Origin of the sequence: Actinoalloteichus hoggarensis, assembly GCF_002234535.1 — a bacterium.
GTDB classification, from domain to species: Bacteria; Actinomycetota; Actinomycetes; order Mycobacteriales; family Pseudonocardiaceae; genus Actinoalloteichus_A; species Actinoalloteichus_A hoggarensis.
Map to the genome: position 1 here is coordinate 4,994,129 of NZ_CP022521.1, position 25,554 is coordinate 5,019,682.

Annotated in this window: 18 protein-coding genes and 1 CRISPR repeat array; of the genes, 8 read left to right on the plus strand and 10 right to left on the minus strand. The window is 72.2% G+C overall.

Annotated elements, in window-relative coordinates; genetic code table 11:
- Positions 1-174: 174 nt before the first annotated feature.
- The 5 genes from AHOG_RS21300 to AHOG_RS21325 all read right to left on the minus strand — a co-directional run bounded on the left by AHOG_RS21300 (position 175) and on the right by AHOG_RS21325 (position 7,762).
- Positions 175-531 carry a DUF6300 family protein gene (locus AHOG_RS21300; RefSeq protein WP_093942924.1) on the minus strand — a complete coding sequence of 119 codons (357 nt, stop codon included), beginning with the start codon at positions 529-531 and terminating at the stop codon, positions 175-177.
- Complete coding sequence (gene dnaE, locus AHOG_RS21305; RefSeq protein ID WP_245857048.1) at positions 528-4,049, minus strand: DNA polymerase III subunit alpha; 3,522 nt, start codon at positions 4,047-4,049, stop codon at positions 528-530. The genes AHOG_RS21300 and dnaE overlap by 4 nt, the downstream gene beginning before the upstream one ends.
- Before the next feature lie 1,342 nt (positions 4,050-5,391).
- Positions 5,392-6,066, minus strand: a complete 675-nt coding sequence (locus AHOG_RS21315; protein ID WP_157736964.1) for a hypothetical protein — start codon at positions 6,064-6,066, stop codon at positions 5,392-5,394.
- 207 nt (positions 6,067-6,273) lie between these two features.
- A CRISPR array of direct repeats spans positions 6,274-6,789; the repeat unit is 28 nt; unit sequence GGCTCACCCCCGCCTGCGCGGGGAATAC.
- Positions 6,790-6,939: 150 nt separating this feature from the next.
- Positions 6,940-7,308 carry a DUF4180 domain-containing protein gene (locus AHOG_RS21320; protein WP_093942928.1) on the minus strand — a complete coding sequence of 123 codons (369 nt, stop codon included), beginning with the start codon at positions 7,306-7,308 and terminating at the stop codon, positions 6,940-6,942.
- Positions 7,301-7,762 (minus strand): helix-turn-helix domain-containing protein, encoded by a 462-nt coding sequence (locus tag AHOG_RS21325; protein ID WP_211290470.1) that lies wholly within the window; start codon positions 7,760-7,762, stop codon positions 7,301-7,303. The genes AHOG_RS21320 and AHOG_RS21325 overlap by 8 nt, the downstream gene beginning before the upstream one ends.
- Before the next feature lie 173 nt (positions 7,763-7,935).
- Here AHOG_RS21325 and AHOG_RS21330 point away from each other — a divergent pair, with 173 nt between their 5' ends.
- The 7 genes from AHOG_RS21330 (at position 7,936) to AHOG_RS21360 (ending at position 17,701) form a co-directional block, all read left to right on the plus strand.
- Positions 7,936-9,102 (plus strand): sensor histidine kinase, encoded by a 1,167-nt coding sequence (locus tag AHOG_RS21330; RefSeq protein WP_157736965.1) that lies wholly within the window; start codon positions 7,936-7,938, stop codon positions 9,100-9,102.
- Positions 9,099-9,764, plus strand: coding sequence for a response regulator (locus AHOG_RS21335; RefSeq protein WP_093942931.1), 666 nt, complete (start codon positions 9,099-9,101; stop codon positions 9,762-9,764). The genes AHOG_RS21330 and AHOG_RS21335 overlap by 4 nt, the downstream gene beginning before the upstream one ends.
- A gap of 977 nt (positions 9,765-10,741) precedes the next feature.
- Positions 10,742-12,016 carry a cytochrome ubiquinol oxidase subunit I gene (locus tag AHOG_RS21340; protein ID WP_093942932.1) on the plus strand — a complete coding sequence of 425 codons (1,275 nt, stop codon included), beginning with the start codon at positions 10,742-10,744 and terminating at the stop codon, positions 12,014-12,016.
- Positions 12,017-12,030: 14 nt separating this feature from the next.
- Positions 12,031-12,807, plus strand: a complete 777-nt coding sequence (locus AHOG_RS21345; protein WP_093942933.1) for a cytochrome d ubiquinol oxidase subunit II — start codon at positions 12,031-12,033, stop codon at positions 12,805-12,807.
- Positions 12,808-12,827: 20 nt separating this feature from the next.
- A complete protein-coding gene (locus tag AHOG_RS21350) occupies positions 12,828-15,365 on the plus strand; it encodes an ATP-binding cassette domain-containing protein (RefSeq protein ID WP_157736966.1) in 2,538 nt (845 codons plus the stop codon).
- The gene (gene cydC / locus AHOG_RS21355; protein WP_157736967.1) at positions 15,362-17,005 is read left to right on the plus strand and encodes a thiol reductant ABC exporter subunit CydC; all 1,644 of its coding nucleotides are present in this window, start codon (positions 15,362-15,364) and stop codon (positions 17,003-17,005) included. Before AHOG_RS21350 ends, cydC begins: the two co-directional genes overlap by 4 nt.
- A 36-nt stretch (positions 17,006-17,041) precedes the next feature.
- Positions 17,042-17,701 (plus strand): DUF5957 family protein, encoded by a 660-nt coding sequence (locus AHOG_RS21360; protein WP_093942936.1) that lies wholly within the window; start codon positions 17,042-17,044, stop codon positions 17,699-17,701.
- On the opposite strand, the gene AHOG_RS21365 is transcribed toward AHOG_RS21360, so the two are convergent.
- Positions 17,635-19,683, minus strand: a complete 2,049-nt coding sequence (locus AHOG_RS21365; RefSeq protein WP_093942937.1) for a CocE/NonD family hydrolase — start codon at positions 19,681-19,683, stop codon at positions 17,635-17,637. The two genes, AHOG_RS21360 and AHOG_RS21365, sit on opposite strands and share 67 nt — an antisense overlap.
- The gene (locus AHOG_RS21370; RefSeq protein ID WP_093942938.1) at positions 19,683-21,038 is read right to left on the minus strand and encodes an ATP-grasp domain-containing protein; all 1,356 of its coding nucleotides are present in this window, start codon (positions 21,036-21,038) and stop codon (positions 19,683-19,685) included. The genes AHOG_RS21365 and AHOG_RS21370 overlap by 1 nt, the downstream gene beginning before the upstream one ends.
- 316 nt (positions 21,039-21,354) lie before the next feature.
- On the opposite strand from AHOG_RS21370, the gene AHOG_RS29595 reads away from it, so the two are divergent.
- Positions 21,355-22,689, plus strand: a complete 1,335-nt coding sequence (locus AHOG_RS29595; protein ID WP_245856365.1) for an MSMEG_6728 family protein — start codon at positions 21,355-21,357, stop codon at positions 22,687-22,689.
- Positions 22,690-23,062: 373 nt separating this feature from the next.
- On the opposite strand, the gene AHOG_RS21380 is transcribed toward AHOG_RS29595, so the two are convergent.
- From AHOG_RS21380 to AHOG_RS21390, 3 genes are all read right to left on the minus strand, one after another.
- Positions 23,063-23,758 carry an FAD-binding oxidoreductase gene (locus AHOG_RS21380; protein WP_093942939.1) on the minus strand — a complete coding sequence of 232 codons (696 nt, stop codon included), beginning with the start codon at positions 23,756-23,758 and terminating at the stop codon, positions 23,063-23,065.
- Between the two features lie 134 nt (positions 23,759-23,892).
- Positions 23,893-24,342 carry a MarR family winged helix-turn-helix transcriptional regulator gene (locus AHOG_RS21385; RefSeq protein WP_093942940.1) on the minus strand — a complete coding sequence of 150 codons (450 nt, stop codon included), beginning with the start codon at positions 24,340-24,342 and terminating at the stop codon, positions 23,893-23,895.
- Positions 24,343-24,590: 248 nt separating this feature from the next.
- Complete coding sequence (locus AHOG_RS21390; protein WP_093942941.1) at positions 24,591-25,433, minus strand: TetR/AcrR family transcriptional regulator C-terminal domain-containing protein; 843 nt, start codon at positions 25,431-25,433, stop codon at positions 24,591-24,593.
- Positions 25,434-25,554: the final 121 nt, after the last annotated feature.

Below are 25,554 nucleotides of genomic sequence, written 5' to 3' on the forward strand. Positions count from 1 at the left end.
ACGGTCCGACGCCGCCGACGACAGCCCGGCCCTGCGTGCTCCGGCACCGAACACTCCGGCACCGACGCTCCCGAGGCCGCCGACGAGGGCTAACCCGACACCGACACCGGCACCCCGCTCCCGATCGTCGAAACCCCGCCCGTCCGCGCGGGCAGGGCTTCGACGACCTCGGAACTACGTCTCCCCGGCCTCCCAGGCGTCGATCTCCGCGTCCAGATCCGCGTCGGTGTAGACGGGCGGATTGGCGACGGCCTCGTCGATCCACTGCCGCAGCACCGGAGCCGCCGCCTGCACCGTCTCGTCCGAGATCGTCTCGTGCACCGTGAAGAACGCGATGACGCCCATCGCGCCGGGGTCGTCCCGATCGCAGCGAGCGCACAGCGGCACGGTCCGCCGCCCCCGCACCTCGAACCGCTCCCCGCCGCCACCGCGACCGGTGATCGAATGCGGGATCCGCACGGACAACAACAGCGGGCCACCACACCGATGGCACGTGTCGCGCGTCGGATCGACCTCGACACCATCGGTCACGAGACGACGGTCAACCCCGGGATGGCCTTCAACTCGGCGGCGAACGCGGGCGACCCCGAGACCGGATAGCGGTCGACCGTGTACGTCTCCTCCACCCCGTCGTGCGCGAGCACCAGGCGCAGCGGAGCGTCCCCCGCGTGAGCCAGCAGCGCACTCCGCAGCTCGGCGACCGCGTCCCTGGTCAGTCGCTCCGCCTCGGCCCGCAGCACCACGGCAGGCGCCACGCCCGGGTTCGTCTCCGCCTCGCTGATGTCGAGCGGGATCACCCCCGAACCGAAGACCGACATCCGGTCGTCACGCCAGTTCACCCGGCCCTTCACCGCGACGGCGGAGTCGGCGACGAGGTCGGCGTGGAGCACGCTGTAGCTCTTGGCGAAGAACAGCACCTCCACCGCCGCGTCCAGGTCCTCGATCGTGACGATCGCCCACGGCTCGCCCTGCTTGTTCACCCGCCGGTCGACGCTGGAGATCATCCCCGCGATGACGATCTCGCCCTCCTTCGGCGCCTCGTGGAGGACGGCGGCGATGGTCTTCGGCGCGTGCTTGCGCAGGATGCGCTCCGCGCCGTCCAACGGATGAGCCGAGACGTACAGACCCAGCATCTCCCGCTCGTAGGCCAGCAGCTGCTTACGCGGCCACTCCTCCGGCGCGAAGGTCAGATGAGCCAGCGGCGACGCGTCGGGAGACTTCTCCCCGTCCTCGTCACCCCCGCCGAAGAGATCGAACTGGCCCAGGGCCTCCTGGCGTTTGAGGCCGATCACCGCGTCGACCGCCGCCTCATGATGCTCGAACAGCGACCGCCGCGAATGACCGAACGAGTCGAAGCCGCCCGCCTTGATCAGCGACTCCACCACCCGCTTGTTGCAGGTCACGATCTCGGCCTTGTCCAGGAAGTCGGTGAAGGACGTGTAGCCGCCCTTCTCCTTACGCCGGGACACGATGGACTGGACGACGTTCGCACCCACGTTGCGCACGGCACCCAGCCCGAAGCGGATGTCGCTGCCGACGGCGGCGAAATGCAGGCCGGAGTCGTTGACGTCCGGGGCGAGGACCTTGATGCCCAGGCGCCTGCACTCGGCGAGATAGATCGCGGACTTGTCCTTGTCGCCGCCGATCGAGGTGAGCTGGGCCGCCATGAACTCGGCCGGATAGTTCGCCTTGAGATACGCGGTCCAATACGCGACGAGGCCGTAACCGGCGGTGTGGGACTTGTTGAACGCATAACCCGCGAAGGGCAGCATGACGTCCCAGAGAGTCTGGATCGCCTCCGCGGAATAGCCGTTGCCCGCCATCCCGGAGCGGAACTTCTCGAACTCCTGCTCCAGGACCTCCTTCTTCTTCTTACCCATGGCGCGACGCAGCAGGTCCGCGCCGCCCAGGGTGTAGCCGGCGAGCTGCTGGGCGATCGCCATGACCTGCTCCTGATAGACCAGCAGGTGGTAGGTCTCGCCGAGGATCGGCTCCAGCGCGTCCTTCAACTCGGGATGAATCGGGGAGATCTTCTGCCGACCGTTCGAACGCTCGGCGTAGTCCAGGTGCGCGTTGGCCGCCATCGGACCGGGCCGGTACAACGCGATGGCGGCGGCGATGTCACCGAAGTGGGTCGGCTGCATGCGGCGCAGCAGATCCCGCATGCCGCCGCCGTCCAGTTGGAAGACGCCCAGGGTGTCGCCTCGGCTCAACAGCTCGTACGACGCGGTGTCGTCCAACCCCAGGGTGGCCGTGTCGATCACCCGGCCGTGGTTGCGTTCGACCTCCTTGACGGTGTCGTCGATGACCGTCAACGTCCGCAACCCGAGGAAGTCCATCTTCAACAGCCCGATGTCCTCACACGCCGGGAAGTCCCAGCCTGTGATGATCGAACCGTCGTCCCGCTTCCACAACGGGATGACGTCCAGCAGCGGCTGCGAGGAGAGGATCACCGCGCAGGCGTGGACGCCCGCGTTGCGGGTCAGCCCCTCCAGACCTCGGGCGGTCTCGAAGATCGTCGAGACCTCCTGGTCGTTCTGGATCAGCGTGCGGATCTCCGCCGCCTCGGCGTAACGCTCGTGGGAGGAGTCGACGATGCCCGCCAACGGGATGTCCTTGGCCGCGACCGGCGGCGGCAACGCCTTGGAGATCCGGTCGGCGATCGAGAAGCCGGGCTGCCCGAAGTGCACCCGCGCGGCGTCCTTGATGGCCGCCTTCGTCTTGATCGTGCCGTAGGTGATGACCTGCGCGACGTTCTCCGCGCCCCACTTGTTGACCGTGTAGTCCATGACCTCGCCCCGACGACGCTCGTCGAAGTCGAGGTCGATGTCGGGCATGGAGATGCGCTCGGGATTCAGGAACCGCTCGAACAGCAGCGAATGCTCGATGGGGTCGAGATCGGTGATGTGCAGGATGTAGGCCACCAGTGACCCGGTCGCCGAACCACGGCCGGGGCCGACGGCGATCTTCTGTTCCTTGGCCCAGCGCACCAGGTCGCCGACCACGAGGAAGTACGCCGGGAAGCCCATGTTGGCGATGACGCCGAGTTCACGGTCGATACGGTCCTGATACTCCTGGGTCAGGCCGTCCGGGAAACGGGTCGGCGTGTAGTGCTCGACCTCGGCGCGCAGCAGACCGTTCTCCGTCTCGCCTTCCTTCAGCGGGAACCGAGGCATCCGGTCGACGTGGGCGTAGACCTCGTCGTAGGACTCGATGCGCTCCGCGATGAGCAGCGTGTTGTCGGCCGCGCCGGGCACCTCGGCGTCCCAGTAGGCGCGCATCTCCTCGGCCGACTTCAGGTAGTAGCCGTCGCCGTCGAACTTGAACCGCGTCGGGTCGCTCAGCGTCTTGCCCGACTGGACGCACAGCAACGCCGAGTGCGCCGCGGCCTGGTCCCTGGTCACGTAGTGCGAGTCGTTGGTGGCCAGCGGACGCAGGTTCAGCTCCCGGCCGATGCGCAGCAGCCCCTCACGAACCGAACGTTCGATGGGCAGCCCGTGGTCCATCAACTCCAGGAAGAAGTTGTCCGCGCCGAAGATGTCCTTGTAATCCGAGGCCGCCTGCATCGCCGCCTCCGGCTGCCCCAGCCGCAGCCGCGTCTGCACCTCGCCCGACGGACACCCCGTCGTCGCGATGATCCCCTCGGCGTACTCCGAGATCAGCTCGCGGTCCATCCGAGGCTTCCGGTAGTAGCCCTCGAAGCTCGCCCGGCTCGACAACGCGAAGAGGTTGCGCAGCCCGGTGGCGTTGCCCGCCAGCATCGTCATGTGCGTGTAGGCGCCTGCACCGGAGACGTCGCCGCCCTCACCGGACTGGTCGCTGGACCGCTGCCCCGACTCGCCCCAGAACACCGGCTTCTTGTGGAACCGGCTGCCCGGCGCGATGTAGGCCTCGATGCCGATGATCGGCTTGATGCCCGCCTTCTTCGACTGTCGGTAGAACTCCGCCGAGCCGTACATGTTGCCGTGGTCCGTCATGCCCACGGCGGGCATCCCGAGCCTGGCGGCCTCGGCGAACAGGGGAGCGACCTTCGCCGCCCCGTCGAGCATCGAGTACTCGGTGTGTACGTGCAGGTGGACGAACTGATCCGACACAGCGCTCTCTTCCCCGGCCGGAGGGTGACTGCACGGCACCTCACCATCCACGCCCCTGGGGCCGTCGCCCCCGCCCGCGCGGTGCCCGGACCGGGCACTCTCACCAGGCGACCTCGGCGACGAGCCGCCGGCCGCCCGCGGCGCCGGACTCGCGTACCGCGCGCCCGGCGCCGAGCCGCCTCGCCCTCGGCCCTCGGGCACGGAGATCACACGCCCCGCCTTCACGACCCCGAAACGGTCGGCGGTGCGGCATCCCTCGGGCGCCCGCGAGCCGCGCGTCACGTCGTGCCCGCCCGGCCGTCGCTCGCCGCCGAGACGGGCCGGCATCGCCGAAACAGCGCCCGTGCCGCGGCTTACGTGGAAGATGATCGTGTCAGCGGTGCACCCTCACCAATCGAACATAGTCACATACCGTGAGTAAAATCCAGTGAAATTCCCAGTGAGTCCTTCTCGACGACCCGCCATCGAGAGACACCACAATAGCCCAGGGATCACCTGGCGCCAGATCCCCCTTGAACTGCGGTTTCACCGAAGGATGCCGTCGACGACACGGTAGGCGACCCGGCCGCCGCCCGCCTGACGGGCGGCCACCGGGACCACCCCGCAACCAATACTCTCCGTGATCAACCTCGCCCGTACCGGGGACGTCGGATTCCCGGCGGAATGATGCGGTCAGCAGCGGTGCGGGAGCCCCCGCGGCACGTGTCGGCGGTGCAGGCCGCCCCGCGTCGACGGGTCGGCGACCGCCTTCGCTGACGCTGTGTCAACAGCCGCCGCGCCGTGGCTCACCGACGCGGGGGCCACGAGCCGACGGTGCCTCGCCGAGCGAGCAGGCGGCGATCGGACGCGGCGACGCGACTCGATCGCCTGCGCCACCGAGGACGTCCCGACTGCCGTGCAGGCCGGGGATCGCCGCGGACACCCAAGGCGTCCTCCGCCCGCGTGGCGGCCGACCAGCCGGCGTCGACCTCCTCGGCCGATGAGCGGCCACCACCCGACCGGCGGCGATCTCGTCGCGTGCTCGCGCAGCGGGGCCGCTCAGACGCACCTGGCCGCGAACTCCGCAGGCCGACAGCGGCGACCGGCGAGGAGCGGCGGGCGTCACGGCGTCGGCGTCGGCGTCGGCGTCGGGAACCGAGAACTCCGCGAGCACCCGTGCCACGCCTCGGCTTCGGTGCCCCCGCCCGGCCGCAGCATGTGTGGCGGCGGCAGACCAGGACTGGCGTACGGCACCGGCAGGACCGCGTCCGGCGCGGAGGCGATGCACGCTGCATCAGCGGGCCGACGCCGTGCCCGGTCAGCCCACCGTCTCGACGCCGCCCAGGAACCGGTACTGGCCGACCTCGATCAGCCAGGCACCGGGGAAGCGGGCGACCATCCGCAGCTGCTCACGGTTGGCGTACATGCCGACGTACTCGTCGTAGGCGCCGTGCTCGGCCCACTCCATGTACTGGAACACCCGATGTCCGTCGAGGCTGACGTGCATGTACACCGCGAGCAGGCCCGCCGGTCGGCTCGCGGCCAGCCCGTCGACGACGATGTCGGAGAACTCTCGCTGCTGCTCGTGCCCGGCCGTCTCGTAGACCGTGATGCTGATCCGCTCGAACGGCGGCCGATTCTCGTGCAGCACGGCCGCCCGATACACCCGATACGGGACGGCGCCCGGCCGTTCGATGCCCTGCACGATCCGGTCGACGAAGCGCAGCATCGACGGGCGCTCCACGGCGATGAAGTGCCGCAACGACGCCTCGTCCACCCATTGCGAGTAGGTGAGCATCCCCCGGCCGTCCAGGCCCGCGAAGCAGCTGATCGAGATCAGCCCCTCCAGCCACCCCCACCCGGACCGCTCGGCCAGCAGCGCGTCCGCCGCGCGGGCCTGCTTCTCCGGTCCGTCGACGAGCCAGCGGCCCATCAGGGCCAGGTCGGCGTCGGCACGGTCGATGGCGGGCGGATGGTCCCGACGACCGGACACCGGCCCTCCCCCTTCCTCCGGCCGCACGCCTGGCGGGGTCGACGCGCACTGCTGGCAGCCTGACACGGCCGGGCGCGGGCCGCCCGTCGCCCGCGACCATCGCGCGCCCGGCCGAGTGGCGAAGCGGAACCGTCGGGTGTCGCCCGGTCGGTCGAGAAGCCTGCCCGCCGGCCGCGCCACCGCGTTCCCACCAGGCTGGTGGCGGGCGGCTCACCCCCGCTTGCGCGGGGCGTACGGAAGCGGCGGCTCGTGGATGTCCACGTCCGGGGGCTCACCCCCGCCTGCGCGGGGGATACATCTGGTTGTCGAGGATCGTCTCCATGAGGTGGGGCTCACCCCCGCCTGTGCGGGGAATACGCGGGGGAGCGCCAAACCGACGACCACCAGGCCGGCTCACCCCCGCCTGCGCGGGGAATACACCCGCCAACCGCCGACGCCATCGCCGCCCGCCGGCTCACCCCCGCCTGCGCGGGGAATACGCAACCTGCCGATCTCCCCCAGCCGGTCGTAGCGGCTCACCCCCGCCTGCGCGGGGAATACCTCAGCGTCAACGAGATCACCGACATCACGGCGGGCTCACCCCCGCCTGCGCGGGGAATACGAGTGCCCCGATTGCTGTCAGTGTCGTGGTGCAGGCTCACCCCCGCCTGCGCGGGGAATACTGCCGCCGGCGCGCGGCGGGCGCGACACCGGGCGGCTCACCCCCGCCTGCGCGGGGAATACCCTTCGCCAACTGGGCTTTCAGTGGCGCGTTATCGTTTTGTGACTAGCCGTCGGGCCGGAGACCTGGAACACGGGGTCACCGTATCCCACCGTCCGAAGTCGACCCGCGCCGTCCGGTCGGCGGCTTGAGGCCGGTCGGGGGTGCCAGGCTCAGGCGAGGGCTGCCAGCCGCGCGTCCAGGGCGTCGAGGTCGGGCAGGAACCACACGTGACCCCCGCGGTTCGACTCGTGCACCAGGGAGCGCAGCGCCGAACTGGCCGCCAGGTGCGCGGAGATGTCGCCGATGACGGCGAGCCGCAGGTCGTAGTTGACGAACTTCTGCATGACCTCGCCCGCGAAGCCGGTGCTCAGCGTGTAGAAGGCCTCGTCGAGCCTGCCGGCGGGGACGGCCACCGCCCTGGCGCCGAGGAACACCGCGCCCACCAGGTCCAGCGCGTCCTGGACCGTCGCCACGGTCGGCCCCTCGGGGTCGCAGACCAGCACCGAGACGCCCGCCCGCTGCTCCAGCTCGTCAGCCATCGTGCGCCTCCGTGGTGGTCACCAGTCCGTTGTCCCCGTCGAGCACGCTGTCGAGCAGCGTCAGCACCCCGGCCGTCTCGGCCAGGCCGCCCAGTATCACGATCTTCATCCGCGCTCGTTCCTCCTCGTAGATCGTCTGCACCCGCAGGGGACGCCCGGGGGCTCGCGCGTGGTTCACCGAGGCCAGGACGAGCGTGGCGAGCCGATCCGCCGCACCCGACGTCAGCCCCTCGATCTGCACGATGCTCGACGCCTCCGGGTCGGCGGCCCGCGCGGGCCCCGACCGGTCCGGCGCGGCCCCTGTCAGCGCCTGGAAGTCGGCGTGCGCGACGCGGTACTGCTTGCCGATGCGCACGGCGGGGAGCCTGCCGGAGCGGATGTAGCCGCGCACGGTGCGAACGTGCAGCCCGAGTCGGTCCGCTACCTGCTCGACCGAGAGCATTTCCTCACTCATCGTTCCCTCAAGAACCCCTGATAGGTAATGATAGGGAACTATAGCGCAGGACTACGTCCTCTCGTTCCCCTCTCGATCACACGCCGCCGACCCGGCGGGCCGGACCCCGGCTCGTCATGAGCGACGAATCGAGGACGGCCGTCCTCGCACGGGCGGGTCCTAGACTTCCGCCCATGGCAGTCGTCGGCGGGAGACGCCGTGGGCAACGAAGCGGCGCGCACGACGACGGGCTGATCGCCCTCGCGGTGACGGCCGTCGTCGTCATCTGGACCCTGCTCGACGACCGCACCCCCGGCCATCCCGACGCCCTCCCCGGCTGGGGCTGGCTGCTGGTCGTGCTCGCCTGCGCCGCGCTGGCATTCCGCAGCCGGTTCCCCGTCGCGGTCGCCCTGGTCACCCTCGCCGTCTGCGGCGTGTACTACCCGCTGTTCGAGGTCGACGGGCCGGTGCTGGTCACCTTCGCCGTGAGCCTCTACACAGCCACCGCCCGAGGTCACGTCACGGCGGCCGTCCTCATGGCCGTCGGCACCATGCTCGCCGTCGGCTACGGCGAGGCCGGCGCGGAGCACCGCAACGTGGACGACGCCACGATGTTCCTCCTCGCGGGCTGGCTGGTGGCCGTCATCTCGATCGGCGCCGTCCAGCGGAATCGGCTCGCCTACCTCCACGAGGTCGAGCAGCGGGCGGCCGTCGCCGAGCACAGCCGGATCGAGGAGGCCCGGCGACAGACCAGCGAGGAACGACTGCGGATCGCCCGGGAGCTGCACGACGCGCTCGGGCACAACATCTCGTTGATCAACGTGCAGGCGAGCGCGGCGCTGCATCGCTTCGACGAGGACCCGGCCCAGGCCAGGGCGGCCCTCGGCGCCGTCAAACAGGCCAGCGGCTCGGCGTTACGGGAACTGCGCGCCACCCTCGGGATGCTGCGGCAGGTCGACGAGGCCGCGCCCGCGACGGCCCCGCCGGGCCTCGATCGACTCGACGAGCTCGCCGAACACGCCCGCTCGGCGGGGCTTGCCGTCACCGTGGAGACGACCGGCGTCGCACGGGAGCTGCCCGCCGAGGTGGACCGCGCCGCCTACCGGATCGTCCAAGAGGCGCTGACCAACGTGACCCGCCACGCGAAGGCGAGGACGGCTCACGTACGGATCGGCTACGAGGACGAGGATGTACGGGTGACGGTCGACGACGATGGACGCGGTGGCACCCCGGTGCCGGGCAACGGCCTGCGGGGCATGGACGAACGAGCACGGGCGCTCGGCGGCGAACTCGCCGTGGGCGGCAGGCGAGAGGGCGGCCTCCGCGTGACCGTGCTGCTGCCGACGGGAGACCGCCGATGATCCGCGTCCTGCTGGTCGACGACCAGACCCTCGTCCGCGCGGGCTTCCGCTCCATCCTCGACGGCGAACCCGACATCGAGGTGGTGGCCGAGGCCTCCGACGGGAACGGCGCGCTGCGGCTGGCCGCCGAGCACCGTCCCGACGTCGTGCTGATGGACGTCCGGATGCCCGAGATGGACGGGCTGGAGGCCACGAGGCGCCTCGCCGCCGATCCCCGGCTGGGCGGGGTCCGGGTGGTCATCCTCACGACCTTCGACCTCGACGACTACGTCTACGACGCCCTGCGATCCGGTGCGGCGGGTTTTCTCGTCAAGGACACCGAGCCGATGGAGCTGATCCACGCGGTGCGCGTGGTCGCCCGAGGCGATGCGCTGCTGGCCCCGGCGGTCACCCGCAGACTCATCGCCGAGATCGCCTGCCGCAGGCGGGCACCGGAGCCCAGCCCGCTGCTGAACGGACTCACCGACCGGGAACGGGAGGTGTTGGGGCTGGTGGCGGAGGGGCTCTCCAACGACGAGATCGCGGCCCGGCTGGTGCTGAGCCCCGCCACCGCGAAGACCCACGTCAGCCGGATCATGACCAAGCTGCGGTCCCGCGACCGCGCGCAGCTCGTCGTGACCGCCTACGAGTCGGGGATGATCACGCCGCGCTGGCTGGCCTGATCAGCGGCCCCGACCCCGGCCCCGGCCGCGTGCGGAGTGCGGAGTGCGGTGTGCGGTGTGCGTGCGTCCGCGATGCGGACGGACGGCACCGCGCCGCGACGTCCTCCCCGATCCGGCCGGGCGAGGGGATGCGGGCCGGCGGTGCGGCTCGCGGTGCGCCGATGTGCGGGCTTCCGGTGTGCCGGTCCGCAGCACGGGACTCGCCGTGTACGGGCTCCCGTGCGGGGGCACCAAGTGGGCGAGCGTCCGGTGTGCCGGTCCGCAGCACGGGACTCGCCGTGTACGGGCTCCCGTGCGGGGGCACCAAGTGGGCGAGCTTCCGGTGTGCGGCTCGTGCCGTGCGGCTTCGCGACGTACGGGCTGCGAGCCCTCGGTGTACGGGGTCGGGCTGTACGGGCTCCGGTGTGCAGGCTCCTAGGTGTACGGGCTCGGCCGTAGGGGCTCCGATTGCGCAGGCCTCGGTTGTACGGGCTCGCACGCCGCCCTCCGAGGTAACCGGCGCCCTCAATCAGCCCGGGACCGCGCGGACCCGTCCCCGGAGCCGGAACGACCGCATCGACTGATCAGCCTCGGCCGCTCTCGGCGAACGGAACGCCGAAGCACGGGCCTGCCTGCCGCGGCGGTCCGCCCGCCGCGGCGGTCCGCCGCCCATGCCGTGGTGCGGAACAGGGAAGCACGCGCCCGCCGCGCCGCGACGGCCCGGGCCTCGGCGGATGCCGCCGACGATGCGCACCGGCGGCCCGCCCGGTCGACGGCCACCGCGGCGCGCCACACGTCAGCAGCTCTTCGACCCCCGCCGACGAATGCCCCCAAGACCGCTCGGCGCCCCGCCGTCGTTCCGGGGCCACCCTGAGCCGCCCCTCGGGGTAGGTCATCCGGAGTAGTCAGGGTCTCCGGGGTCGTACTCCCACAGGAGTACGACCGGTGCCCGCCGGCGGGTGACGACAGCGACCGAACGCCACGACGATCCTCAACGGGTGAATGCCGAGACCCTCGAACTCGCGCGCCTGCAGTTCGCACTCACCGCTGGCGCGCACTTCCTGTTCGTCGCGCTGACCCTCGGGCTGGCGACGATCGTCGCGTGCATCCAGACCAGGGCGACGTTCTCGCGCAGCGAGGTGCACGCCAGGATGACGCGGTTCTGGGGCCAGCTCTACGTCATCAACTACGCGGTCGGCATCGTCACCGGCCTGGTGATGGAGTTCCAGTTCGGCATGAGCTGGAGCGGGCTCACCCACTTCGCGGGCAACGTGTTCGGCGCGAGCCTGGCCATGGAGACGCTGGTGGCCTTCTTCATCGAATCCACCTTCCTCGGCCTCTGGATCTTCGGCTGGCATCGGCTGAACCGCTGGGCGCATCTGGCGTTGATCTGGATCGTCACCCTGACCGCCTATGCGTCGGCCTACTGGATCCTGGTCTCCAACGGCTTCCTCCAGAACCCCGTCGGCTATCGGGTCGACGGCGACACCCTGGTGCTGACCGACCTCGGCGCGCTGCTGACCAACCACAGCACGATCCTGCCCTTCTGGCACATCCTGGGCGGGGCGCTGGTGACCGCGAGCTTCTTCATGGCCGGGATCAGCGCGTTCCACCTGTTCCGACGCACGCCCGAGCAGGAGTTCTTCCGCCGGTCGCTGCGGATCGGCGTCGCCACCAGCTTGCCCGCGCTGATGTTCACGGCATCGGTCGGCGGCTTCCAGTTCGGCCCCACGGGCGAGTCGCAGCCGATGAAGATCGCGGCCTACACCCGAGACCACGCCGAGATGGACCGGCTCCAGGCCGAGATGGTCGCCCAGTTCGGCCCCGGCGACTACCTGCCGCCGGTGGCGTGGGTGCAGGGCGGCGCCATCACCATGCTCGGCGTGTTCGGCCTCATGCTGATGCTCTCGGGAGCGAGCTTCCTGCTGATGTGGTTCCGGCCGGTCGTCCTGCGGTTCCGGCTGTGGCACCTGCTGCTGATCGCGGCCATCCCGATGCCCTTCATCGCGATGATCGCGGGCTGGGTGTTCCGGGAGATGGGCAGGCAGCCCTGGGTGGTGACCGGGCTGCTGCGCGTCGAGGACGCCGTCTCCCCCGTGTCGTCCGGCGCGATGCTCGCGTCGCTGATCACCTTCTCGGTGCTGTTCGGGGTGCTGATCCTCGTCAACTACTGGCTGCTGGCCCGGCAGGCCGCCCGCGGTCCGGACGAGGTCGCCCTCGGCAGGCCCGAGGCCGAGACCCGTCCCGAGCCCGCTCCGACCGCGACCTTCTGAAAGCAGAGCTGGTTATGGAGATCATCGCCATCGCGGCCCTCGGCTTCTTCGCCGTCGGCTACTTCATCCTCGGCGGCGCCGACATCGGCGTGGGGATGCTGCTGCCCTTCCTCGGGCGGGACGCCGCGGAACGACGGGTGGGCATCGCGGCCATCGCGCCGTTCTTCCTCGGCAACGAGGTCTGGCTCGTCGCCACCGCCGGAATCCTGATCGGCGGCTTCCCCATCCTGGAGGGCGCGCTGCTCAGCAGTCTCTTCCCGGTGTTCGTCGCCCTGCTCGCGGGCTGGGTGATCCGGGACATGGGCCTGTGGCTGCGCGGCAGGGAGACCGGACGCGTCTGGTGGGCGCTCTGCGACGGGGCGATCGTCGGCGGCAGCTGGACGATCGCACTGAGCTGGGGCTGGACGTTCGCGGGACTGCTGGCCGGCATCACCGACCGCCCGGTCGCCGGCGCGGGCGCGATGCTGGCCGCCGTCGGCATCGCCGCGTTGTTCGCCCTGCACGGGCTCGCCTTCGCCGCCCTGCGGCTGGCGGGCACCCAGCGCGAGCGGGCGCGCAGGCTGTCCGGCGAATCCGGCGAGGTGCGGACCTTCGTCCTGACCTCGGCGGCCATGACGGTGGCGGTGCTGGCCGTCGGCTGGCGTCTCCCGCTGGCCGAGTCCGCCGCCGACGCCGCCACCCTGGCGTTCCTGGTGCCGGTCCTGCTCGTCCTGACGCCCCTGCTGGTCGGCGCGCAGGCCTGGGTGTGGTGGCTGTTCCGCCACCGGGTGGACAGGCCCTCCTACCTGTGAGGACCCGGCCGGACGACCTGATGCCGCGCCGCGAGCGCGGCAGGTGGGCGCTGTACGCCCTCGCCCAGGCCCTGCTGATCATCGCGCAGGCCGAACTGCTGGCCAGGGTGATCGCCGGGCTGGACGCGGCACTGCTGCCCTGGCTCGTCGGCGCCGTCGCGCTGCGCGCGCTGGTGACGCGGACTTTCGGCGCGGCTGCGCGGCGCGCGAGCATCGCGGTCCGCCAGGACCTCGGCGGCAGGCTGATGCGGCGGGCGGACTCCCGGCCGAGGGGCGGGGAGTTCAGCACCCTGCTCACGCAGGGTCTCGCGGCGCTGGACCCGTACCTGAGCGGCTATCTTCCCCAGGTCGTCACGGCGATCGTCGTACCGCCGCTGGTACTGATCCGGATCGGCGTCGCCGACTGGATCTCGGCGGCGATCGTGGTGGCCGCGCTGCCGCTGATTCCGATCTTCGGCGCGTTGATCGGCCTGCGCACCAGGGAGCTGACCGACCATCGCTGGCGGGAGCTGGCGCGGCTGGGCGGCCACTTCCGCGACGTCCTGGCGGGCCTGTCCACGCTGCGCGTCTTCGGCCGCACCGATCACCAGGCCGGGGTGATCCGCGACATGGCCGAGGGCCACCGCCGGGCGACGATGGGCACGCTGCGGGTGGCGTTCCTCTCCTCGCTGGTCCTGGAGCTGGTCTGCTCGATCACGGTCGCGCTGGTGGCCGTGCCGATCGGACTCCGCCTCATCGCGGGCGACGTCGACCTGGCGCCCGCGCTGGTGGTGCTGCTGCTCACCCCGGAGGCCCTGTCGCCGGTACGAGCGCTCGGCACCCGTTTCCACGCCGCGGCGGAGGGGGTCACGGTGGCCGAGGAGGTGCGGACCATCCTCGCCGAACCGTCCACCCGGGAGACCGGGCCGGCCGGCCGGGTCGGGGCCGAGTCGAGCCCGGCCGGCGCGGTGCCGACCGGCGCGGCGGCCGGCCGACGTCGGCGGGCACGACGGGGCGCCGACCGGGCGACGGACGCAGGCGGCCGGAGCGGCGGGGCCGCACCCGGTGGGACGACGAGCGGCGGAGTCGTGCACGGCGCGAGCGGCGGCGGTCGGGCCGTCGGATTCGACGACGCCGTCGAACCCTCACGGCAGGCGGATCGGTCCGAGGCGGGCGCGGTCGTCGACGCGGGCCGGCTCGACGACGCGGGCCGGGCCGGATCAGGCGTGCCCGGCGGCGGGCCTGCGCATCGCAGCGCGCCGACCGGTGCCCGGAACCACGCCGCCCCGACCACGTCGAACACGGCCTCGCCCCGGCCCGCGCGGACCGCGACGCGGGCCGCCCGGCCTGCGAGCCACCCGGCCGGCGCGGACCCGCGAGACACTCCGGCGGACCCCGGCGCTCGGAGCCGCCCCGTCCCGCCGGAGATCAGGCTCGACGACGTCACCGTGCGATTCCCCGGCCGCGAGCGACCCGCCCTGGACCGGGTGTCGTTGACGATCGCCCCCGGTGAACGGCTGGCGCTCGTGGGCCCCAGCGGCGCGGGCAAGTCCACCCTGCTGCACCTGCTGCTGGGCTTCGTGAGGCCCGACGAGGGACGAGTGTCGATCGACGGGGTGGACCTGGCCGAACTGGACCTCCCCCGTTGGCGGGACCGCATCGCCTGGACGCCGCAGCAGCCGCACCTGTTCGCCACCTCCGTGGCCGACAACATCCGGCTCGGAAGTCCCGACGCCGGGGAGGACCGAGTCCGGGCGGCGGCGGCCACCGCCGAGGCCGCCGAGTTCATCGAGGCGCTGCCCGACGGATACGACACCGTGCTCGGCGAGCGGGGCGCGGGCGTCTCGGCCGGTCAACGGCAGCGGATCGCGCTGGCGCGGGCGTTCCTGCGCGCCGCGCCGGTCGTGCTGGCGGACGAGCCGACCGCGCGACTCGACCTGCGCAGCGAGGCGGCGGTGGTCACGGCGACCGACCGACTGCTCACCGATCGCACGGCGCTGCTCGTCGCGCACCGACCCGCGATGGCGGGCATCGCCGATCGGGTCGTCACGGTGGCGAACGGCCGCATCGCCGACGGCGGGCCTCGCCCGGCACGGCAGGGCCCCCGCGTCGGGCCTGGCGGTGTCGGGCGAGGCGGTGTCGGGCGAGGCGGTGTCGGGCCGGGCGGCAGCGGGCCGGGCGGTGTCGGGCACGGCAGCAACGAGCCGAGCGATGTCGAACAAGACGGCAACGAGCCGAGCGATGTCGAGCAAGACGGCAACGAGCCGGGTAGCGCGGGCCAGGGCGGCAATGAGCAGCGCAGCGGCGGACGAGAAGTCGACGGACAGGGCGGCGACGGGCCGGGCGGCGCGGAAGAGTCGGTCGCCTGCGCGGGGACCGAGCGAGACGCCGTCAAGGCCGACCGGCGCGGGACCGGCCCGCTCGGAGCGGACCCGCCCGAGATCGACCCGGCCGCAGCCGAACCGCCCGGAGCGGACCACCCCGAGACCGACCCCGCCGCACCCGGCCCGGCCGGGTGCGGCCCGGTTCCGAAGAACAGCGGCCTCGGACGACCCGACCGAGCGGAGGCCCGCCCGTGATCGAGATCCTGCGTGCCGCCCGCTCCTGGCGACTGCTGTTCGCCGCGGCGGCGGGAATCGTCGCCGAGGTCTGCGCGGTGGCGCTGACCGGGACGGCGGCCTGGCTCATCACCCGGGCCGCCGAGCAGCCGCCGCTGGCCGCGCTGGGAACCGTCATCGTCGCGGTCCGCGCGTTCGCGATCTTCCGGGGCGGATTCCGCTACGTGGAGCGGCTGGCCGGTCACGACGTGGCGCTGCGGGCGGTGGCCCGACTGCGCTCCCGCGTCTACCAGGCCGTGGTGCGCGGAGCCGGTCGTCGGGACGGTGACGCGCTGACCACCATGGTCGCCGATGTGGACGGCGTACAGGATCTGCTGCTGCGGGTACTCCTCCCGGCGATCTCCGCGGCGGCGGTCGGCGGCGGCTCGATCGTGGTGTTCCTCGTGCTGCTGCCCGCGGCCGCGTGGCCGCTGACGGCGGGACTGGTGCTGGCGGGGATCGTCATCCCGCTCTGCGCCGCGTCGGCGCTGCGCCGCGCGGGCGCCCGGGTGGCCAGGGCACGCGCCGCGCTGGCCGAGCACGCCCTGGACCTCGTCGACGGCGCGCGGGAGTTGGCCGCCTTCGGCGCGACCGACCGGGCGGACGCCGAAGCCGACCGCCGGCTGGCGCGGGTGGCCGCGCTGGAACGGCGGGCGGCGGCGGTGACGACGACGGCGAGCGCCGCGGGCCTGCTCGCGCAGGGTGCCACGACCGTGCTGGTCGCTTTCGTGGCGCTGCGATCCGGCGCGGACGAGGTGCTGGTCGCGGTGCTCGCCCTGACGACCCTGGCCGCCTTCGAGATGTTCGGCCCGCTGGTCGACGCCGCGCACCGGTTCGTCGAGCTGCTGCCGTCGACCCGACGAGTCGCCGCGTTGCTGCGGACGCCCGCCGCGGCGCCGTCGCGGCCCGCCGCGCCGCCCTCGTCGGGGGTGGCGGTCGCCGGGCTGTGGGCGAGGTATCCGGGCGGCACGCGGCACGCGCTGGCGGGCCTGGACCTGCACGTCGAACCGGGTTCCTCGACGGCCGTGGTCGGGGCCAGCGGAGCGGGCAAGAGCACCCTCCTCGACGTCCTCGCGGGTCACCGCGCCCCGACGGAGGGCTCCGTCACGGCCCCGAAGTCGCGATCGATGACCCAGGACGCGCACGTCTTCCACACGACGGTGCGCGCGAACCTGCTGCTGGCTCGCCCGGACGCCGATCAGGCGGCGTTGGAGTCCGCCGCGGCGCGGGCCGGGCTGCTTCCGGTGATCCACGCCCTGCCCGAAGGCTGGGACACCGTCGTCGGCGAAGGCGGACACGGGCTGTCCGGCGGCCAGCGGCAACGGCTGCTGTTGACCCGTGCGCTGTTGGCCGATCCACCGCTGCTGCTGCTCGACGAGCCGACGGAGGGACTCGATCCGTCGGCGGCCGACGCCGTGCTCGCGGCCGTGCTGGCCTCCCGACGGGGCCGGACGACGATCGTCGTGACCCATCGAGCCGAATGCCTGGACCTGTTCGACACCGTGGCCGTTCTCGACGAGGGTGTTCTGGTCACACACGGACCACACGCGGAGCTGATCGAACGGGACCCGGCGTACCGCGAGGTGTTCGCCGGATTCGCACCGGCGGTCGCCGAGGCCTGACCGAGGTCCGTCGCCGCCAGAAGGGAAGGCACGCCAGTGAGAACGGCCCTGACCGTCCTGATCGGCCTGTTCGTCGGCTTCCTCGCCGGTCTGCTGCTCGCCGGACTGGTGGACGCCGTCGCCCGCTCGGCCGCCGGCGCGCCGATCGACCCGTACGTCCTGCGTTACCTTCCGCTGGGGCTGGCCCCGGTGGGCGCGGCCACCGGCGCGGTCGTCCTGTGGCTGCGGCCGCGCGTCGGACGCCGCGCGACCGGGGCTGACCGCGCCTCGCCTCGCGCCGCCGGGTCAGACGCCGAGGCCTGTGGATGTGCGGTCAGGCCTCGGCTCGACGTGACCCTGCCCGGCGTGTCCGCGGCCGACGACGGACACCCCGGTGTCCCCTGCCTGCGGCAGGTCGCCGACTCCGACGTCGCCGCGCCGTACACCACCGCGCCGGCCGCCGCGGCCCACGACGGCCGGGAGGCGCCCCTCCTGTCGGGTGCGCCCGCGCACCGAGGCACCCGGACGGTCCCGGCGCCCTGCCCGTCCGCGCCGCTGGAGCCCTCGACGCGACTGCTCACGACCCGCGACGCCCCGATCTGCCTGCCGACCGACTGTCCGCGGGCGCCGGAGCGGACATCGGTCGTCGCTCACACCAGATCCCGGGGCACCACGTGCTGCCAGTTCCGCGAGAAGACCCGTTCGTCGCCCTCATAGCCGTCGAGCCGGGCGTGCACCCGGAAGTCGTCCGGCGTGCAGGTGAGGATCGTTCGCGTGACGATCCGCACGTGCCAGTCGCCCCGGCTGAACTCCATCGTCCACTCGGTCTCACCGCGCACCGAGGAGAAGTCGTCGGCCAGCCACTCGTAGCGCTCGAAGGCACGCTTGCCCACGTCGAGGTCGATGCCCTCGAAGTGGACGACCCCGATGTCCTTCACGACCTCCAGGGCCGAACGGTAGGTCACGAGGTCACGCGAGACGGTCCATCGCTGATCCGCGGGCCGCAGACTGGTGGTGTCGATCGGCGGAGCGCCCTCCGGCTGGTCGAAGGGCCGCGGCGACACGCCGTCCGGCTCGGCGATCGGCCGCACCGGCAGCAGCAGCCCGCTGGACCCGGTGTGCAGCCGCAGCAGCGCGGGCTCCGGCGGCGGCCAGGCGAGCGGCCAGTACGAGGTGGACAGCGACAGGCGGATGCGGTGCCCCGGCGGGAACGACTGCGCGACACCGTTGAGTGAGATCGACACCCGATAACGCCTGCCCGGTTCCAACGGCGTCGGCTCGTCGTGCCCGTCGCGGTGGGTCAGGTTCAACAGCCCGTAGGTGACGCGCGTGGCGCTGCCGTCCGGCGCCACGTCCGAGAGCCGGGCCGCGATCATGGCCACCGGCCGCGTCGCCGTGACGTCCAGCTCCGCGACCGGGGCGCCGAGGATCTCGCAGGCCTCCTGGAGCACGTCGCTGTCGAACACCAGCGACCCGCCGTCCTCCTCTCGCTGGTCGTACGGCAGGTCGGGCGGTGCGTTGTAGGAGCACCACTTGCCGGCGAACTGGCCGACCGACAACGGCGACTGCACCGTCAACTCGTGTTCCTCGGCCTCCGAGTCGGCCGAGAGGATGCGATGCGGCGCCAACAGGTACCGTTCCCGTCGAACGTGCGGCGACGGCCAGGACGGCTCGCCGACCCATCGGCCGGGTCGCTCCTCATAGGCCGTCGACGGCGGCACGCTGTCCTGCATCCACGTCCGCAGCATCGGCTCGCCGGGCAGCCCGGCACAGTCGAGGTCGTCGTTCCGCTCGGCATCGTGCTTCATCCAGTGGTCCCACCAGCACACCACCTCCTGGAGGAAGCCGATCGCCGGCCCCGGCTCGCCGAGGTGCGGATACTTGTGCGACCAGGGGCCGATGAGTCCCTTTCTCGGCACGTCGAGGTTCTCCAGCATGCGGAACACCGCGTTCGAGTAGCCGTCGGCCCAGCCGCACACCGCGAAGACCGGGCATCGCACGGCCGAATAGTCGCCGCACACCGACGCATGCCGCCAGTAGTCGTCCCGACGCTGATGCTCCAACCACCGCGCCACCCAGGGGCCGCTGTTGTCCAGGCGTTCCTGCCACATGTCCCGCCACCGGTCGCCGACCACGGCCGGGTCGGGCGGACAGGTGGCATAGGCGAACATCGTGGACGACTCGGCGAGATTATCCGAGAGCATGCACCCGCCCATGTAGTGCATGTCATCGCCGTAGCGGTCGTCGGTGAAGCTGGCGATGACCACGGCCCGCAGGCTCGGGGGCCGCCGCGCCGCCACCTGGAGCGCGGCGAAACCGCCCCAGGAGATGCCCATCATCCCGGTCTGCCCGTCACACCACGGCTGCTCGGACAGCCACGCCAGGACGTCCTCGGCGTCCCGCTGCTCCTGTTCCAGATACTCGTCGAGGAGCACGCCGTCGGAGTCGCCGGTGCCCCGGATGTCGACCCGGACGCAGGCGTAGCCGTGACCGGCGATGTAAGGATGGTTGACGGAGTCACGCAACGCCGTCAGATCGCGATGCCGGTAGGGGATGTACTCCAGGATCGCGGGGACCGGATCGCCGTCGGAGGACGTCGGCCGCCAGACCCGGCCGGAGAGCCTTGCCCCGTCCGACATCGGAATCCAGACGTGGTCGTCGAGCATGACCGTGGCCGGCAGTGAGGTGACCGTCCGCATCAGCGTTCAACGCCTTCCTGTTCCTGCGCCGTCTCTCGAATCAGGCCCGTCTCGCAGCCCGTGATCGTCTCCTGGACCTCGGCGACCTGGGCGGCCTCGTCGAACTCGAAGGTCAGCGCCGCGACACAGCGCTCGTACTTGTCGACCAGCTCCGCCTCGTCCCGCGCTCCGACGACGATCTCGGCGAGGGTGAAGCTGTAGCTGTCCTGGCCGACCTGCTCGGACAGCCGCGCCCCCTCCACCGCCGTCGGCCGCACGACGACGCCGGGGATCTCCTGTTCGACGCGGTCCAGCTCCTCGCGCGTGGGGCCGCGGCGGAGGACCCCGTCGGCGAACCGGCGGTGGTACCACTTCGCGGCGATGCCGTACTCGCCGAGGCCGCGAGGCAGCCGAGGATCCTCCCCGAGGGCCAACGCCAGCATGCAGTGATGGTTGGGCGCCCCGTCGACGTGGTCGAAGAGGACGGCATGCGACTGCGAGTGCCTACTGTTGATCTCCAACAGGCCGATCTCGTCCGTGTCGGGATCGTAGAAGTACTCGATGCTGAAGGTCGCGTTGTCCAGGCCGATGTGCCGCATCACCCGCGTGGAGATGTCGGCCAGTCGCCGCTGCACCGAGTCGGGCAGCTGCGACGGGTACTGGTGCCGCAGGAAGCAGGAGCTGTCGGGGTAGTCGACGGAGTCCAGCGTCCCGTAGATCACGACGTCGCCGCCGCACCCGTAACCCTCCACCGCCACCTGCACCCCGCGCAGCGCCTCCTCCGCCAGGATCGCCCGGCCCCCGACGGCGGCGATCTCCGGCGGCAGCGACACCTGCGCGAGGATGTGCTCGAAGGGTTCGCCCACCCGGCCGATGCCCCGGCCGATCCGCTCCACGGCCTGCCGGAACTCTGCGTCGTCGTCGACCTTGAAGGCGAGTTCGGAGGAGAAGGACTTCACCGGCTTCAACCACATCGGATATCGCAGCTCGGCGGGCGGACGGTCGTCCGAGGGCGAGACCAGGGCGAAACGCGGATGCTCGTCGATGACCTTCTGCTGCTCCAGCCTGCTCCAGTACTTGTGCTCGCACTTGAGCACCGAGGTGAGGTCGGCGCCGCGCGTGCCGAAACGCCTGGCGAGGATGGGGACCATGGTGCTCACGGGGAAGTCCCAGAACCCGACGATCGCGTCGATCGAGCCGTCGAACTCGGTCAGGACGCGCTCCGCCCTCGCGAGCAGGTCCGCGACGGGGATCTCACCGTGCTGCAACTCCTCGATGCACAGCAGCGGGTGAAACCGGTATCGCTCGGCGGAGGGAACCGCACGCAGCACGTCGTGGTTCTCCTCGTCGAGCCCGATGACGAAGATGTTCAGCATGACCGCAGGCACCTGCCTCTCCGGGTTCGTCCTTGAAGAGTCCTCACCCGATGCGGTGGCTAAACCTGATCGGCCGATTCCGTCGCCGAGACCGCGGTGCCCGCCGGCCGGTCCAGCCGTGCGGACCGCCCGCGCATCCGACGTCACCACCGGCCCGACCCCGGGCCGCCCGCCTGCCGCCGAGGCCGGCCCCGACGGCTCTCCGGGCAGCGACGTCCCCTCGGCCCGATGACTCCCCGGCACCGACAGCCCTGGCGCCGCCGACCCTCGGGCCCCCGATGACCAGCGCGAACACAAGCCGACGGCCGGCGGGGGCGTGGACAGGCTCGAAGGCGGGAACCCCGCCGCCGTGCAGACCTTCCTGCCGTGTGTGGACTTCGACGACTGCGCCGCCGTGCTGGACACGCGACGGCTCGGCAGGCAGCGTGTCGAGGTGCTCCAGATCCTGCGGGCCCTGACCTGGCCGGGCTACGGCTGGAAGCACCACCCGGCGGTCGCGATGTGGCGGGGCTTCACCAGGGCACTGGTCTGCTACGGCGTCACGGTCTGTGAGCACTGGCGGTCGCTCGGCGGGCGGGACACCGTGCTGCCGCAGCTGCTCAGATTCACCGGCGGCGTACGCGACGAGCAGTGGCGGCTGGCCGAGTCCGGCATGCTCCCGCCCTGGCTGGGCATGCCCGCGCTGCATGTCTCGCACCGCTCCGCGCTGGTCGGCAAGGACCCGGAGCACTACCGCCCGGTGTTCCCGGAGGCCGAGGCGGGCCTGCCCTACGTGTGGCCGCGCCCGCTCTTCCCACACTGGCCGCTGCGCCGCGGCCACGCCGACGCGGCGACCCGCAGACAGGCCGCCGTCCTGCTCGCGGAGCCCGTGCTGCCCTTGGAGACGGACTGGATCGTCGCGCGGCTCGGCGCCCGGCGGGACGCGGACTTCGTCGGGTCGCCCGAGGACTGCGACCTGCTGGCGGTGTACGCGGGGCTGCGTACGGCGGGCCGGACGCTGTGGCTGTCCCGCCGGACCGGCGAGCCGGACTCCGTGGTGCCCGCGATCCGACCGCACCGCAGGCTGGCGGGCGACGCCGCGGGCTCCTCCCCCGCCGCCCGCGTCGGACGGCAGCCCGGCCCCGTCGAGCAGGCCGCCGAGGCCGCCGAGTGGCGCGAGCAGGTCGAGTTCCTGTTCCACACGCTGCCCGCCCGGCGCCCGCAGGCCGAACCCGCGCCGGGTGAGCTGACCCCGGTGGAGACGACGGCCTCGCTGATCGGCCCGGTGCCTCCCGACGTCGGACTGGTCGTGCTGGCCGACCCGCCGCATGTCTGGGCGGGCGAGACGTATCCGACCCCGGAGCAGGCCCGCGCGCCCCGACGCGCCGCCGACACCCGCCCCCGAGCCGCCCGCCGCCGAGGCGAGCAGGGGGCCGCCGGGCGACCGCTGAGCCCCGTCGACGCGGGCGGCCCCGGCTCGCTGCGGGTCCTGGCCTCCCCCGAGGCTGATCACGACGAGCCCGCGACGGTCGAGCGCCCGCACCCCGGAGATCGAGAGGCGACGTCGGTCACCGCCCGGCGCGCGGACGTCGACGCCGTCGACCCGTCGGCTCCCGGCCGTCCGCCGGTGGACCTCCCGGTGCTGCGACTCCGGCCGGTGTCCGCCGACTGAGTCGGGGCACGAGAGCCCGCCGGCCTCCGCACCGAGCCGAACCTGGTGCCCGGCTCCGGCCGGTCGCCTCGGTGCCGTCGGCGACTTGACGGCAGCGGGGACGTGGCCTGCCGGCCTCGGCGACGGTTCGGCGGACACCGGCAGGGTCGGAACGCAAGAGGGAGAACACCGGCTGGATCGCTCGACAGACGCCGACTTTAGTCAGGAAGCCTGCTCATGACACGAGCGCAGAAGACAGGCCGCTCGACCAGATATCCGACCTCAGGAGCCGCGAAACCGCGCCTGCCCGCTGCGCCTGTCCCCGCTGCGGCGGCGATTCGGCAGGCCGACGTGCCTGCGGGGCGTCCTGTCCATCGCCCAGACGCGGAAGCGCTCAGCAGGCGTCGACGACCGCGGACACGGCGGGCGGAATGTCGTGATCGAGCCGGAAGACGTTCTTCGGGCCGTAGACGGCCTTGATCTCGGCGAGTCGCCGAGAGGCCGCCGGGTCGTGGGCGGAGGGCACCTCGCTGCCCGCGTTCTCCCCGTTCATGAAGTTGCGCAGCCTGCCGCCGGTGCTCCACGGCGCGACCGCGTCGAAGACGCGCCGGTGGGCGGGCCGGATGTCGGCGATGTCCGCGCGTTCCCGGCGGGAGACCACGTTGAACAGGAAGCGCGCGTCCCGGTTGCCCACCGCGTTGCCGCAGGCGGGCGGGTGCGCGAGCCGCCCGCCCAGGTGACGCAGCTCGAACAGGTGCGGTACCACTGTGTGCGGCGGCACCGCCCCGAGGATCGCGTGCACGGCGTCGGCGTCCAGGTCGCCGAGCAGGGCGGTGCCCGCCTCGATGGAGCCGGGGAACGGCGGATCGCCGTAGATGGAGCCCGCCTCGGTGAAGGGCAGTTCGCGGAGGGTGTCGTCGGCCGGGCCCAGTGCCCGCAGCGGGGCGACCAGCCGGTCGGCGTCGGCGAGGTCGTCCGCGGAGTGGGCGATGCGAATATGAACGGCCTCCCGGCCGCGCAGCTCCGCCGGGAACACGGGGGAGTCCGGGCAGGACAGCTGCGCGATCGACGAGCTGATCCCGTCCGGCACCGTGGCGGTCCAGCGGAGGTAGGCCGCCAGGGCGCCACCACGGGGATCAGCAGACGGCGCCGGACCATCCCGCGGCGGTCACTTCGACCGGTGGGTGCGACGCCACACCGGGAGGGACGGGGACCACGCCGCCGCTACGACTCGCTGACGACTCCCTCCAACACGTGCCGTAGCGCGATGACCCGATCCCGGCCGAATCGAAGTACCCAGTCCCGTTCGATGTCGCCGAGGATGCGAGCGGCGGCGAGCCGACCCGCCCTGCCCCGCGCGGTGAGTCGGATGATCTTCGCGCGTCGGTCGTCCGGAGCGGGAACCCGCTCGAGACAGCCGAGCTGTTCGAGCTCACCGATCATCTCACCGACGCCCTGTTTGGTGACTCCCGACCGGTCGGCGAGGTCGGTGAGCCTGCTCCCCTCGTCGTCGATGAGCCGGAAGATCTCGCCGTGCTTGTAGCGGAGGTCCCCGAAACCCTCGTCGGCCATGCGCTCGTGAAGGAGTCGCGACGTCCGGTCCTTGACCCCGGTGAGCAGGGACGGCAGCGGCGGACCGGGCACGGCGTCCGCGGCGCCCTCGGGTGCGCTCATACCGCTCGGTCTCCCTACACCGCCCGGGCCTTACATCCTACGCGCGCGATCACCGGGAACCGCGATGCCGAGACTCTCGGCAGGAGACGAACGAGCAGGACAGCGCCCGACCGAAGACGGCGACCGGCGGCGGCCGCCGTCCCGGCGAACACCGAGACACCGCGAGCACGCCCCCGCCCCGCTCGACCACCCTCCGGCGACGCCGTCGACGGGTCTTCGGCGACGGATCACCCGGGCGTCACGGGTCGTCAGGTCGCGACGGTCCCCGCCCGCCGCATCGTCGCCTCGATGCCGTCGAGCAGGACGGCGAGCCCGGTCTCGACGCTCACGCGCGCCTCGGCCTCCAGGTACGGCATGTCCCCGGCGCCCGGGCCGGCCACCGGTCCCGACGCCCCCGCCTCCCGTGCGCTCGCGGCCTGGAACGCGGCGAGCGCGGGGAAGCGCTCGGCGAAGTCGGGGGCGAACTCGGGCAGCAGCGTCGAGCGATCGCGCCACCAGTCCTCGTCGGACACCCCGGTCGCCGCAGGCGCCTGCCGAGCCTCGGCGATCGTGTTCGCCGAACCCCGGACGAAGTGGAACAGCGTCGCCACGATCCCCTGCAGCTCGCGGGCGCCGAGGCCGGTCGGGGCCAGGCCGCGCAGCAGTGTCTCCAGCACGCGGTACTCGTTCGGCCCGAGCACCGGCCGCGCCTGCGAGACCCGCAGGGCCCAGGAGTGGCGGACGAGGCAGGCCAGGAGCTCGTCGACCCAGTCGACGACGGCGGATCGCCAACCGACGTCCGCCGGGTCCGGCACCGGGCCGGTGAACAGCTCGGCGAGCACCCGGTCGTACATCAGGTCGACCAGTTCGCTCTTGTTGGGCACATAGGTGTAGAGCGCCATGGCCGTGCGGCCGAGTCGATTCCCGACCGAGCGCATCGACAGCGCCTGCATCCCCTCGGCGTCGGCGACGGCGATCGCCGCGTCCACGATCGCGTCGACGCTCAACGCGGGCTTCGGCCCCGGTCCCGTCCTCGGCGACGGCTGGGCGTCGGTTCGCCACAGCAGCGCCATCGAGCGACGGGCGTCGCCCTGTCCGGCGTAGAACACCACTTGCGACTCCTTACAGCATAAAGTAATCTTCGCCCGGCATCTCTTTACAGCATAAAGCCATGGGTCGTGTCCGGAAGTCACTCCTCCCGGTGACCAGCAGAGTCCGGCGTCCGCCGCACAG

What these genes read in the sequence shown, in the direction of transcription:
- dnaE (WP_245857048.1), bottom strand. Translation starts at nt 4,049, where the DNA reads ATGCTCGACGGGGCGGCGAAGGTCGCTCCCCTGTTCGCCGAGGCCGCC.
- AHOG_RS21320 (WP_093942928.1), bottom strand. Translation starts at nt 7,308, where the DNA reads ATGGCTGACGAGCTGGAGCAGCGGGCGGGCGTCTCGGTGCTGGTCTGC.
- AHOG_RS21325 (WP_211290470.1), bottom strand. Translation starts at nt 7,762, where the DNA reads ATGAGTGAGGAAATGCTCTCGGTCGAGCAGGTAGCGGACCGACTCGGG.
- AHOG_RS21330 (WP_157736965.1), top strand. Translation starts at nt 7,936, where the DNA reads ATGGCAGTCGTCGGCGGGAGACGCCGTGGGCAACGAAGCGGCGCGCAC.
- AHOG_RS21335 (WP_093942931.1), top strand. Translation starts at nt 9,099, where the DNA reads ATGATCCGCGTCCTGCTGGTCGACGACCAGACCCTCGTCCGCGCGGGC.
- AHOG_RS21345 (WP_093942933.1), top strand. Translation starts at nt 12,031, where the DNA reads ATGGAGATCATCGCCATCGCGGCCCTCGGCTTCTTCGCCGTCGGCTAC.
- AHOG_RS21350 (WP_157736966.1), top strand. Translation starts at nt 12,828, where the DNA reads ATGCCGCGCCGCGAGCGCGGCAGGTGGGCGCTGTACGCCCTCGCCCAG.
- AHOG_RS21365 (WP_093942937.1), bottom strand. Translation starts at nt 19,683, where the DNA reads ATGCGGACGGTCACCTCACTGCCGGCCACGGTCATGCTCGACGACCAC.
- AHOG_RS21370 (WP_093942938.1), bottom strand. Translation starts at nt 21,038, where the DNA reads ATGCTGAACATCTTCGTCATCGGGCTCGACGAGGAGAACCACGACGTG.
- AHOG_RS21385 (WP_093942940.1), bottom strand. Translation starts at nt 24,342, where the DNA reads ATGAGCGCACCCGAGGGCGCCGCGGACGCCGTGCCCGGTCCGCCGCTG.